Raw genomic sequence first — 12,870 nt, forward strand, 5'->3', positions numbered from 1 at the left:
CCCGGAATATGCCCCAGAATATGCCGGGATCAGGGCGTTACTCATATAGTTGTGGCTTGTTACCATAATTTTTAAGTTGCCGTTATGCATGTGATCTTGTCGCGGCCCGTCCTCTTGGACCGCCGAAATATTCCTTGATCCAAGGATCAGGCTCTTTTGACAGCTCTGAAATTGTGCCGACCTTTATTTTTTTATCTAGCAAAACGCCGATGCGGTTACAGATGGCATGGAGTGAATCCAAATCATGGGTAATCATAACAACTGTAAGTCCTAATGTATCCTGTAGCTTTGCGATTAATGCATCAAACTGGGCGGCACCAATAGGGTCAAGGCCCGCGGTTGGTTCATCTAGGAAAAGGATATCAGGGTCCAGAGCCAGAGCGCGCGCAATACCAGCCCTTTTTCTCATTCCGCCGGACAGTTCCGATGGGTATTTATCACCGGCTTCAATTGGTAGGCCTGCCAAGACAATTTTCAAAGCTGCAATTTCCCGTACAAACTGTTTCGGGAGTTTTGTATGTTCGTTAATCACGGCTTCAATGTTTTGAGATACGGTCAGGGAGGAAAAGAGGGCGCCATCCTGAAAAAGGACTCCCATGCGCTGTCTTAAGGCCCTTAATTCTGCTTGCGAAACCTGATCAACATCTTGTTTCAGGATCTTTATGGACCCTGCTGCTTTTTGATTAAGGCCGATTATCGTGCGCATCAAAACCGATTTTCCGGTGCCCGAGCCACCAACAACACCTAAAACTTCGCCTTTTCTGATGTCGAGATCAAGGTGGTCATGAAGGATGTGGTCGCCGAACTGATTGCGAATACCTTTGAGTGAAATCACAAAGTCCTTGGATTTGATTGCCGTGGGCATTCTCAAATTCCCATAACAGAGAAGAGAATAGATAAAAGCGCATCTAAAACGATGACAAAAAAGATAGCTTCAACAACAGAACGGGTTGTTTGTCGTCCTACTGATTCGGCACTTCTACTCACCTGTAGCCCCTCGTGACAGCCGATCAGGGCAATAATAAACGCAAAAATAGGGGCCTTGATTATGCCAACCCAGAAATCCCCCAGTGAGGCCGCATCCTGTAGATAACGGATGTATTGATAAAAGGACAGATCAAGCGTGAGCATGGTCATCGCTGCGCCACCAAGAATGCCCATGATATCTGCGTAAAAGGTCAATAGGGGTAAAACCAGCATCAATCCCAAAATGCGGGGGAGAACCAAAACATCAATGGGGTCCAAACCTATTGTGCGCATGGCATCAATTTCTTCGTTGACCTTCATGGTTCCCAATTGCGCCGTAAAGGCACTGCCAGATCGGCCAGCCACAATAATGGCGGTGAGTAAAATGCCCATTTCTCTCAACACACCGACAGCAACGAGATTAATTGTGAATATCTGTGCGCCAAAACGTTCGAGCTGTCCGGCACCCTGAAAGGCCAAAACCACACCAATCAGAAAGGAAATCAGACCAACGATCGGAAGGGCATGAATCCCGATTTGTTCCATTTGTGCTACTAAAGGCGTCCATCGGATGCGTTTAGGGTTGGTCATTTGTCTGGCGAAGGCAACCAGAACTAACCCTAAAAATGCAACGAGTTCTTGTACCTGCGTGATGGTTTTGAAAAAACTCTCACCTGTATCCGTAAGAAGCTTCTTTAAACCAACGAGACTGTTTTCGGGGGGGCATTCTTTTATTCTGTGTTTTTGAACAGTATCAAGAATTTGTCTGACATGTTTGGGAACACTTTTTAGAGATGTTTTCCCTCCGGTTCCTTCAATGCCTTCTTTATATTGTAGAAAGTAAAGAGCGCCAGCTGTGTCCATAATCTCGACAGCTTTCAGGTCGAATACTCGAACCGCGTTATCTACGCCGGCTTCATTTGAATTCTTTGAAGAAGAGATTTGCGTGATGACGCTGGCGAGTTTCTGGGTTGTCCAAGAACCGGAAAGAAAGCAGGTCAGGGTTGTTTTGTCAGAGGAGAACTTGATTTCCGGTGAAGTCAAATTATCAGAGGCCGCATTTTTGTTTCAGTGAGGTCGTAAATATATATTACGCGTTCTTTTCCTGAAAAGGCCAGTTTAAAGAAGGTTATGTTACTTGGTATGTTGAAACCAATTCCCTAACGGCATCTTCACCAGTGATAAAAGCGGCTTGGACCTGCTTGGCATAATCAATATGCAAAAGACGTTTGTTTGACAGGGTTTTATCGTGTCGCCCTGTACTCCCCAGCACATAATCCTTTATCAGGTCAGGCGGCATTGGAACGGTGCGTTCGTCTTCGGGTAATTCTACTTCTGCCAAAGAGAAATAGGTTTTGCCATGATCCTTTAAAAAATCAACATCCCACGTCACATCATCGACAATGAATTTAAAGCGAACTTTGGTGACATTATACTCACGTACAGACCAAAGACGGTTAAAATCATCTTCAGATATGTCTGTTTCTACCTCGATAACGTCATCATCGACACGTTGTTTGTAGGTGAAAATATAACGGACCGTCTGTGCCTGAAGGTCACGCCATGCACGAATACGAGCACCTTTTCGAATATAGCCCTGTCGTATGGCAACACGAAAACAATCCGAGGCTGATAACGTTGCTTCTAGTTTGCCCTCTGGATCGTGGAGAGCAAATTTATACTCGTTTTCAATTGGCACTTTCTTGCCTTTCACCTTTGTAGAAAAGATTTATTACCTTTTTCCAGCTGAGCAAGCCAGAGCAAGAAGATACTGTCATAATAGTTTCACATTTCTCAATTTTTTTAAATAACTGTGTAAATTTATGCACTTAATATAACGCTTGATGGGTGGTAGAATTGTTGTAATGATCTGCTTACGTTTGTTTTTTTTGCGTTTGGTTGCTTGCGTTAATGAAGTTGTACTCCTTTATTCTGTTCTTGATGATGTCATCGATCAGCTATAGTTTTGCCGCGGATAATCCGTTGAAAGCTGTTGTGTTGGCTGAAGAGCCGTGGGGATTTTATGATGAATCAGGGGGCATTGATGGTGTTACAGTTTCTTATTTTAAGCACTTGTCGAAATTTTTGGACGAACCTATAGAAGTTGTTCTTGTGCCAAGGCAACGATTGCTCCGTGGCATGAAAAAAGGAACCTATGATCTAACGATCACATTTCAAGATTATCTGTCTGAAGAATTCGCAACGCCTTTAGAACCTACTATTATGCTTGATAAAATGCTTGTGGGGTTAAAGGCGCTGGATATTAAGTCCAAAGAGGACATCGAAGGCTTGCGTTTGGCTATAGTCAGAGGGGCAAGCACAGGCTCTTGGGTAGATCAAAATAAAGCGATTAAGAAAATCGAAACCGCTAACTTTACCGAGGCTTTGTGGTTACTTAAAAAAGGGCGCGTAGATGTTGTAACCGGAACAGAACAGGTTATTCATGCTTCGTTGCCCAAAGTCGGTATGACAACAGGCGATATTGGAACACCTTATTTTTTGAGCTGTAAACATGTGCTTCTGATGTTATCCAATGCTTCGCCAAATTTTTCAAAAAAAGTAAAGATCAAAAACGCAGCCAGAGAGCTTAGACATAGCCCTGAATGGGACGCCTTACTCGAGGATGCAAAAACAATAGCACCTGACCTGATACATGATTTTAACAATCACAATTAAGGGTTGTTGAGTAGAACTCAACGCACAGGTAACCATACTGTTTTTAACAGAAATTAGACTGCCTATTTAACCACGATTTAAGATTTCAATTATAGATGTATTGTGATGAGTAACTATTATACAACGAGGCTTCTTGAGTGTTGTCCTCAGTATAGAAACTATCTTTTGTATATCTTAGTTTCCGTGTCTTCTGATTTGCCTCAGAAGTTTTCCATTGCTTTGTAACTTTCTGTCTCCAAGCCGCATCTTTAGCTAGCGCGGCAAGTGTCATCGCTTCGCCTTTATGGTTTTTGGGGACGATGATGTCTTGGGCAAAGGTCGGGGCCGTTAGTGATGATGATAAGGCGATTAGAGATAGAACAAGCATAAGTTTTTTCATAACTAGGATTCCAATTACAGTTTTTAGACAGTGAATTATTTAAATTGAATGGGCTGATTATGTTTGAGAGACCTAATCATGCATTCATCTAAGCCTTTTCAATGTGGTGTTTTGGATCAAAAGGCGTGGATATAAATTTCATTCATACACGGTTTAAATACTGCAATTTGGGCTCCTCTTATTTTTCAATTAGCTTGATCAAAATTTGATACCTAGAATAACGATTAAGGTGCTCCAAGTAGATCTTGGCTATTAACTTAACTGATAATCAGTGCTTTAGGTGTGATATTAAAAAGACAACCTTTTGTTCACAAAAAGGCAGGTTGAGAAGAATTATTTTTGGATGTTAATAGTTTTGTGAAAAATATTTATTTTTAAATGAATACAGTATCTTAACTTGTGGTTTTACGCTTTGATTATCCCCTGACTTGCCTTTTGAGGAATTTATGGTGTAACTGGGTGACACATTTATCTCACAGGATGGCCGCGCTTCATGTTGCCGGATGTTTCTCTTTCTTTTTATGTCGTCGCAGCCTTTGCTGTTTTAATCACCGGAATTTCCAAAAGCGGATTTTCGGGGGGGATGGGGGCTTTGACCGTGCCTTTGATGGCGATGTTCATTTCCCCCTTTAAAGCGGCTGCGATAATGCTACCCATTCTGTGCTGTATGGATGCTCTTAGTATTTGGGCTTATCGGAAAAGCTTTCACCGTAAAAACTTAACGGTTCTTGTTCTGGGGGCTTTATCGGGGATTGGTATCGGCGCACTGACCTATAGCTATGTCGATGCGAATGATATCCGAATTTTGCTAGGGCTTCTGACGCTGTTGTTTGGGCTGAGTTATTTTATTGGTAATCAAAAAGAAAGAAAACAAACAGAGGCGTCGTCTCCTGTCGGAATTGGATGCGGTGTGATTGCTGGGTTTACCAGCTTTGTGGCTCATGCGGGCGGTCCCCCGGTTAAGTTTTTTCTTTTGCGGCAGCGGTTAGACAAAACGGTTTTTGTTGGAACAAACGTTGCCTTCTTTCTGATTGTTAATCAGGTTAAGTTGATACCTTATGCGTGGATGGGGCAGTTTTCTTCTGAAAACCTGATGCTTTCGCTTTTGTTTGTGCCAATTGTCCCCTTGGGCATTTGGTTAGGTTTGAAGTTACATAAATTAATTGCGCCTGAGCTGTTCTATCAAATCAGCTATCTGATGATGATATTGGCTGGTGCAAAACTGCTTTATGACGGAATGTCGCCACTTGTTTGGTGAAAACAAAAGTCTAATCCGAAAGGGATGAGCTTTTGTTAAGGGCCATCAGAGAGCTAGCTGTAAGTTCGCGCGAGAACGCGGAGACGGCTTTCAAAATCACTTCGATCTACATAGCATCCCCGCAGGTGTCTTGCGCCACTGTAGCCGTCACCAGCTTTGTATGAATTTCGACCATGCATGACCCGTCTGTTATCAAAGATACATAGATCGCCGGGGGTCATTTTTACAGAAATAACAAAGCGCGGATCATTAATCAGAACCATGAGCTTTCTAAAGGCAAGATAGAAGCGGTCCATTATTTTTTCATCCATATCAAAAGTATCGACGAGGTGCGGGCTGTACCTTAACTCAATAAGTTGATCATTTTCGTCGACATTGATGATGGTTTTCCGTGTTCGAATGTCTGTTTCAAAATCATGAAATCGCATGGGCACAGTAACGGTCGTTAACAGATGGAATGCCTTTGGATCTGTTTTTCTGAGTTCGTCTATGATCTTGAAGCCGTCAGCATAAGTTGATTCTCCACCAAGACTGTCATTCATCAGACAGTGCAGGAATTGATATCCCGGCGGTGTTTCTTGATTGATCAAATCAATATGAAGGGGCAGAGCTTCGGAGGTATAGGCGTTGTTGATGGGGTTTGGTTTTGATTGCACATCAAAAACAGTTCCGAAGTTGGTTTGGCGCAGAAAAGAGATCCGATTGGCAACATCTGTAACCCCTTCGTCTGTGCAAGGTACATTGCGTACGTAAGAAATGCCGGATTCTTGAACTGATTTTAACCAGCTAAAGAGAGCTAGGTCATCCTGCATGAGGTCATTGTATTCGACCTCGTACATATCATTCAGGATTTCTGTTCCCCAGGGTACGATAACGGATGTGTTCGGCTTTTTGAAATCGGAGGAATAGGCATTTTCATAAAGCCATTGTAGTTGATAGGTGCTTTTGTGTGCCTCTTCTGACCAACTGATAGACAAGGTGGTTTGGTCAAATTTTCCTTCGGTGGCGTATATATCAGGACTTACCGTCGTCAGGTTGAATAGGCGCTCTTGTGTTGAGGGGTGAAACCCGCTTGGACAGTTGTCGCGAAGCCATAGGTAATGGAACGTTGCAACCTTGCCGTCTGACCAGCTGATTTCCAGGGAGCGATCTGAAAGGTTCAGTTCCTTTGCTGAAACGTCAAATTGTCCTTTTTTGGCGAGCGAGCTCATTCTGTACTCCGTACGTAGCTGTTTAGCCCCCAAATGTCGTAGGGCAAGTCTGTGGGCAAATCTGTTGACGACTAAAAAGGAACTTGGATTAGATCGGAAGCATCGGAAAGTGATTTTATTTGGTGGATCAGTCAGTTTTTCTCAGGGGAATGACGAAGTGGTCATGGGATCAATAATAGTTTGAACTTTCATTGTGTGAAAACCAGCTAAGGTGTTACTATTAATGCAAGAAATTCTAACCGGGAGCCAAAACCATGAAAGACGCCAATTCTGTCCTTTCTTCTTATAGTACGACTGTTTTTGAGGTGATGTCCCAATTGGCCTTGAAACATGATGCCATTAATCTGGGACAGGGTTTTCCAGATGAAGACGGCCCGGAAGAGTTACGGAAAATTGCGGCTGATAGCTTGATGGAAGGCCCCAATCAATATCCGTCTATGATGGGTATTCCTGAATTGCGCAAAGCGATCGCTGACCATGATAAAAAGTTTTATGGCTTAAATCTGGATTGGAAGACCGAAGTTATGGTGACTTCCGGGGCAACCGAAGCCTTGGCGGATTGTTTATTCGGGTTAATTGAACCTGGTGATGAAGTTGTCGTTCTGGAACCATCGTATGATTGTTATATCCCGCTTATTAAAAGGGCAGGTGGTATTCCGGTAATTGTGCCGATGTCCGCGCCGGACTGGAAGTTGCCGATTGAAGAGCTGGATGAAGCCCTTACCCAGGAAACCAAACTGATTATTATCAACAGCCCAATGAACCCAACAGGAAAAGCTTTTCATTGGGATGAGCTGGAAGCCTTGGCCGAATTATGTCTGCGGTATGACATCTATGCGGTTTGTGACGAAGTTTACGAGCACCTCATCTTTGATGGACGAAAGCACTATCCACTGATCACGCTTCCGGGGATGAGGGATCGAACGGTTCGTATCGGATCTGCGGGGAAAAGTTTTGCGCTCACGGGCTGGAAGGTTGGCTATGTGTGTGGCGCACCAGAGGTTTTAACCCCGATTATCAAGGCACATCAATTCACGACCTTTACCACGCCACCAAATTTGCAAAAGGCAGTGGCTGCGGGATTGTCAAAAGATCAAAGTTATTTCAATAATCTAATAAAAGACCTGGAAGGTAAGAGGGATTATCTTTCAAAGGCATTAGCTGATATAGGTTTTGATGTCTTGCCGTGTGATGGTACTTATTTCGTTACGGTCGATATTCGAGGTGTTCACTCTGGCAAAGATGACGAGTTTTGCCGTTACATAACGACAGAAGCAAAAGTTGCCGCAATCCCGGTCAGTGTATTTTTTGATATGGAAGGCCCCACCAACTTAGTCCGTTTTTGCTTTTGCAAGCGAATGGAAGTCCTTGAAGAAGCGGTCAGCCGGTTAAAGAAAGCCCTGTCGTAGCTTTTTCTGCTTGATGTCTTTGGAATTGCTAAGGAGTTTTAATCTTAGAGAATTTCTTTCAGTATCTTGGCCATGCCTTTGATGCCGTCAGAAATTTTTTCTTCGGGTGTCCCCGCAAAACCAATCATAAAGCCTTTTCGTTTGAGCGGGGCCATGCAGTAATAGTCCAGATTATTTACGGCATAGCCAGCGGCTCTTAACGTTTGTTCGACTTGTTCAGGGTCTGCATGATCGGGAAGCCAGGCGTTACAGTGGAAACCCTGTTCTACCGGGTTAATCTCGACCAGCCCTTTGAGGTGCTTTTCTGCTGCTTCAATAAGAATTTGTTGGCGTTGATGATATACACGACGCATTTTCCGCATGTGTGTGGCGAAGAAACCTTCGTTTATAAAGTCCGCAATAATTTGCTGGGTCAACTTGGGGGTTGAGCGCTGTAAAATGGTAGAGGCATGAGCAAAGTCCTCTGCCATTGATTTGGGCACAATCATATAGCCTAGTCGAAGACCGGGATAGAGTATCTTGGTAAATGAGCTGACATAAAGAACTCTTCCCCCTTTATCCAGCCCTTGCAAAGCTGACAGGGGACGCCCCGTATATCTGAATTCACTGTTGTAATCGTCTTCAAAAATCCAGGTATTGTTTTGCTGTGCCCATTCCAAAAGTTTGATGCGACGGGTGAGGGGCATCCGATAACCCAAGGGATGTTGACTTGACGGTGTTACATAGGCAAGGCGTGCAGGGGTATCTTTGGCTTCTTCCGGGCAGAGATCAGGGTTGAAACCGTGTTCATCCGGGGGAATGGGAACGACATTGGCGCCAGTCCCTTCAAAGACACAGCGTGCCGCGGTGTGACCTGGATCTTCCATCCAGACGGTATCGCCGGGATCAAGCAGGAGTTGACTAGCAAGATTAAGGGCGGACTGGGTACCAGAGGTGATAATGATCTGTTCTGGTGTGCAGCGCACTGAACGAGACGTTTTCAGGTAGCTTGAAATCGCTTCTCGCAAAGGCATGAACCCTCCGCGATCTGCGTAGGTTAAATCGTCGTTGGATGGCTTGCGTTGATATCTGTTGGTCAGGCGAGAAAAAACATCATGTGGCAACAGCTCGTATGCCGGTTGGCTTGGCCTAAAGGTGTAAATGCCTTCCGGTTCGTATTGATGAGGCAGTTCCGAATATTTAAGGCCTCGGATTGAAAGCGTTAAATCAGGATCTTCTTCGAAAGAATCGGGGTCGTCATCACTTGCTGATTGGTAGAAATCGGTCATTGCTGATAAACGATGGGTTACATAAGTGCCCGCCCCTCGACGTGTTTCCAAAAAACCTTCGGAAATCATTTGTTCAATTGTATTGATGACCGTTGTTCTGGAAATTTCCAGTTCAGTAGCAATTGTTCTGCTGGCTGAAAGCTTGGTTCCAGGGGGTAAGTCACCGGAAAGAATAAGCTTTCTGATGCCGCTATAGAGCTGTCTGTAAAGCGGTGTTTGTGATGTCGGGTCCAGTTTTATGCCTTCGAGTAGGGCGCCGGATGCAAATTTAGCCATGATCGTGAACTTAATATAAAATTGGTCTGCTTGGGTGTTCAATAATGGATCTTAAAGTGATGCCACTATCCGTGTAGTATTTCCAAAACAACAAAGCTGCAAGCAAAACCGTGTAAAAGCGGAATTGCAAACAAAGTTCAATGTCACTGTAATACACGCCCTGTAGGTGTGCATTCATGATAGAAAAGTGTTCATTCTGAACATTGAAGTCAGACTTGAAGAGCTCTTGTTCGGTGAATAAAAGGTTTAATTTGGGCCTATGACGTATTCGAACATGCGCATTTATAAACACGGAGGTTTTTTATGATTAACACGAAAGCCAAGCTTTCGCTTAAGCAGGCAATTCTGGGTGTAACTGCAATCGCAGGCCTGGCATTTGCTGGTCAAGCACACGCAGAAGAACTACGCCTTCTTACCTGGGGTGGTTATGCTCCTGAATCTGTTGTTAAGCAGTTCAAGGAAGAAACTGGCATCGATGTTAAGGTTACTAAATCTAACAACGAAGAAATGATTGCGAAACTTCGTGCGACTGGCGGTGGCGGTTTTGACCTTGCTCAGCCTAGCCAAGACCGTATTTCTGGTGCACAGGCCGAACACAGAATTTACAAGCCAATTGATCTTTCAAAAATCGATTCAAGCCAGTTCATCGGCTCTATGCTTGAAGCAACAAAGACAAACACAACCTACAAAGGCGATGTTTACGGTGTGCCACACGTATGGGGTACAAGTGGTCTGGTTTTGAATACAAAGCAGGCAAGCACTGTTAAAGATTATACTGATCTTTGTAATGATGCCGTTGCTGGTAAAGTTTCTTACCGCCTAAAACGTCCAACGTTGATTGGTTTTGCTTTTGCTCTTGGTCATGATCCATTTGCTGCTTATGGCGATAAAGCCAAGTACGAAGAAATCATGGGCGACGTTGAAAACAAGCTCATTTCTTGTAAAGCAAATGTGAAAACCTATTGGGAAGGCGGCGACGCACTTCTTAACCTTGTTCGTTCAGGCGAAGTTGTTGCTGCCATGGCTTGGGATACAGGCGGATGGAAGCTTAACAACGATAATGCAGACGTAACTTTTGTTGCGCCTAAATCTGGTGCTCTTGGTTGGATTGATACTTTTGTTCTGCCAAAGAAAACTGAAAACGAAGCTGCTGCTTACAAATGGATAAACTTTGTAATGCGTCCTGAAGTTGCTGCACAGATCACTGCTGCTGCGGGTAACTTTACAGCATCCAAAGGTGCTGATGAGCACGCTGATGCGACGCTGAAAGCTCAGTTCCAGGGAAGTTTCCCACAGGCTGATCTAGATAACATCAAATGGTACCCAACTGTACCACCAGGGCTTGAAACTATCGAAGGTAAAGTTCTGGATCGTGTGAAAGCTGCTTCTTCTAACTAAGAGAAGCTCGCCATACGGTACATAAAAGGCGGCCCCCGGTCTTGTTAGAGATCGGGGGTATTGCCATCAGCGGTTTGTTCCGTCATTTTCCGCTAAAGTCCTAATCTCGGGGGACTTTAAAACCCGGTATAACAGGCCAACAGACCTGATAAATACAACACCCTTTCGCAGGTAAATAAAGAATATGAGCAATCAATTGGATCTTGAGTGTCGACAGCTGGTGAAGTCCTTTGGGAAATTTACAGCTGTTGATAATGTGTCTTTGGAAATTCCAAAGGGATCTTTTTTCTCAATACTCGGTCCAAGTGGCTGTGGTAAGACCACTCTTTTACGTATGCTTGCTGGTTTTATCGAACCGACTGCAGGTGACATTGTCATTAAAGAACAGTCCATGTTGGGGGTTCCCCCGAACAAGCGCCCTGTTAATATGGTTTTCCAACATCTCGCGCTTTTTCCTATGATGAACGTGGCCGAAAATATTGCTTATGGCTTGAAGCGCAGAAAACTACCACAGGCAGAAATAGATAAAAAAGTTGCTGATGTTCTGGAGCGGGTAAGTCTGCCCGACGCAGGACCAAAAGATGTGACGCAGCTTTCCGGTGGGCAGCGTCAACGTATTGCGATTGCGCGCTCTCTTGTACTTGAACCGGCTGTTTTACTTCTTGATGAGCCGTTAGGTGCTCTCGATTTAAAACTGCGTGAACACATGAAAGTTGAACTGAAACAGCTTCAGCACGAGGTGGGTACAACCTTTGTATATATTACCCATGACCAGTCCGAAGCATTAGTTATGTCTGACAACGTTGCTGTTATGAACCAGGGACGCTTTGAGCAAGTTGGATCTCCGCAAGATCTCTATTACAACCCGAAAACAGCTTTTGTTTTCGGGTTTAAACTAGTATTAAAAATTATACTTAATCTACATTGTCATGTAAAAAAGAATTGTTTGACCTTAACTGTATTTCATCGTTACTATCATCGCTTAAGCTTGTTCTAGAAATTTTATTTTCCCTAGGGTTATCATTCAGATTTACACCCTGTCTCTTGTAAGCTGGCTCCTTTTCAATTTCATCAATATTACTCAAGCTATTCTTGAACTTATAATTAAAGTCCTTAAGTTTTCTTCGACGCTCATCTGCTCTTTCCTTTAATAGCTCCTCTATTGGAGTTTCCATTGGGTCTACATCCCTATTCCTATCCGTGGCGGTATTATTATCCGCTATCGTTTTCTTTTCGAAAACCAATTCGTCCTCAATAATTTTGGGTTCAAACTCTTCCGCCTTGGACTTAGCCCCTGTCAATTGATTTTCCAATTGCATATAATCATCAAGACTATAGCGCGTTTCACCGGTCTTGTTGTATTCCAATACAGGAATAATCTCAACACTATCTTTAACGTCCATATCCTTAACATCATCATCTAAACTGAAGGTAATAACGTTCTCCTTTTCCTCTTCATCTTTTAAAGGCAAATCAAAGCTCATTGCAAACTGATCTTCCTCTTCTTCAACTTTTAATATTTCTGGCTCTACTACCTCTATATTTCTAAGCGCATCAGAAGATTCAATAATAATGAAATCATCCTCGGAAACATTTTTTGCAACTACCTCTTCATAAAAAACGTTGAAATTTTTAATGTAGTTGGTTGTAGGTATTAAATCAAAATCGCCCTCGTCTAAAAGCTCATATCTCGTCTCTGCCTCAACTTGTTCTTGTTCATCTTCAACCACTAAGGTATGCACGGTTGTATTATTTGGCAATAATTCTTTCTCAGCTCGCTGTCCGTCTTCAAGCGTGTGAATTATTTTTTTTGTCTCCGTATTTACAATATCATCTTGTTGCTCAATATTAAAACCCGTGGCAATAACCGTTACTGCAATTGCTTCTCCCAAAGTATCGTCCTCACCAACACCCATAATAATATTGGCACCATAACCCGCTTCTACTTGAATATGGTCATTTATTTCTCCTATTTCATCAATTGTAATTTCCTGTACTCCTGAAACGATAAGTAACAGTACATTTTTTG

11 protein-coding genes and 1 pseudogene are annotated in these 12,870 nt (G+C 43.4%); 5 read left to right on the forward strand and 7 right to left on the reverse strand.

What is annotated here, in order from left to right; genetic code table 11:
• Positions 1–82: 82 nt before the first annotated feature.
• From Q0241_RS10055 to Q0241_RS10065, 3 genes are all read right to left on the reverse strand, one after another.
• Entirely contained in the window at positions 83–865 is a 783-nt protein-coding gene (locus tag Q0241_RS10055) for an ABC transporter ATP-binding protein (RefSeq protein WP_299376890.1), read from the reverse strand.
• 2 nt (positions 866–867) lie between these two features.
• Positions 868–2,010, reverse strand: a complete 1,143-nt coding sequence (locus Q0241_RS10060; protein WP_299376893.1) for an ABC transporter permease — start codon at positions 2,008–2,010, stop codon at positions 868–870.
• Between the two features lie 85 nt (positions 2,011–2,095).
• Positions 2,096–2,665, reverse strand: coding sequence for a hypothetical protein (locus tag Q0241_RS10065; protein ID WP_299376896.1), 570 nt, complete (start codon positions 2,663–2,665; stop codon positions 2,096–2,098).
• Positions 2,666–2,877: 212 nt separating this feature from the next.
• Between Q0241_RS10065 and Q0241_RS10070 the strand changes: the two genes are divergently transcribed.
• A complete protein-coding gene (locus Q0241_RS10070) occupies positions 2,878–3,642 on the forward strand; it encodes a transporter substrate-binding domain-containing protein (protein WP_299376899.1) in 765 nt (254 codons plus the stop codon).
• An 85-nt stretch (positions 3,643–3,727) separates the two neighbouring features.
• Here Q0241_RS10070 and Q0241_RS10075 read toward each other — a convergent pair whose 3' ends face one another.
• Positions 3,728–4,021, reverse strand: coding sequence for a hypothetical protein (locus Q0241_RS10075; RefSeq protein WP_299376902.1), 294 nt, complete (start codon positions 4,019–4,021; stop codon positions 3,728–3,730).
• Between the two features lie 493 nt (positions 4,022–4,514).
• Between Q0241_RS10075 and Q0241_RS10080 the strand changes: the two genes are divergently transcribed.
• Positions 4,515–5,279, forward strand: a complete 765-nt coding sequence (locus Q0241_RS10080; protein WP_299376904.1) for a sulfite exporter TauE/SafE family protein — start codon at positions 4,515–4,517, stop codon at positions 5,277–5,279.
• Positions 5,280–5,332: 53 nt separating this feature from the next.
• Here Q0241_RS10080 and Q0241_RS10085 read toward each other — a convergent pair whose 3' ends face one another.
• Entirely contained in the window at positions 5,333–6,490 is a 1,158-nt protein-coding gene (locus Q0241_RS10085; RefSeq protein ID WP_299376907.1) for a TauD/TfdA family dioxygenase, read from the reverse strand.
• Between the two features lie 254 nt (positions 6,491–6,744).
• Between Q0241_RS10085 and Q0241_RS10090 the strand changes: the two genes are divergently transcribed.
• The gene (locus Q0241_RS10090) at positions 6,745–7,899 is read left to right on the forward strand and encodes an aminotransferase (RefSeq protein WP_299376910.1); all 1,155 of its coding nucleotides are present in this window, start codon (positions 6,745–6,747) and stop codon (positions 7,897–7,899) included.
• Between the two features lie 44 nt (positions 7,900–7,943).
• Here Q0241_RS10090 and Q0241_RS10095 read toward each other — a convergent pair whose 3' ends face one another.
• The gene (locus Q0241_RS10095) at positions 7,944–9,443 is read right to left on the reverse strand and encodes a PLP-dependent aminotransferase family protein (protein WP_299376912.1); all 1,500 of its coding nucleotides are present in this window, start codon (positions 9,441–9,443) and stop codon (positions 7,944–7,946) included.
• Positions 9,444–9,746: 303 nt separating this feature from the next.
• Between Q0241_RS10095 and Q0241_RS10100 the strand changes: the two genes are divergently transcribed.
• The gene (locus Q0241_RS10100) at positions 9,747–10,841 is read left to right on the forward strand and encodes an extracellular solute-binding protein (protein ID WP_299376915.1); all 1,095 of its coding nucleotides are present in this window, start codon (positions 9,747–9,749) and stop codon (positions 10,839–10,841) included.
• A gap of 184 nt (positions 10,842–11,025) precedes the next feature.
• Positions 11,026–11,838, forward strand: a complete 813-nt coding sequence (locus Q0241_RS10105) for an ATP-binding cassette domain-containing protein (RefSeq protein ID WP_299376918.1) — start codon at positions 11,026–11,028, stop codon at positions 11,836–11,838.
• Here the strand turns inward: Q0241_RS10105 and Q0241_RS10110 are convergent.
• Positions 11,756–12,870, reverse strand: a pseudogene (locus Q0241_RS10110) (hypothetical protein); the annotation flags it as partial. The gene Q0241_RS10105 and the pseudogene Q0241_RS10110 overlap by 83 nt on opposite strands.

This window comes from uncultured Kiloniella sp., from assembly GCF_937128705.1.
Taxonomy (GTDB): Bacteria; Pseudomonadota; Alphaproteobacteria; order Kiloniellales; family Kiloniellaceae; genus Kiloniella.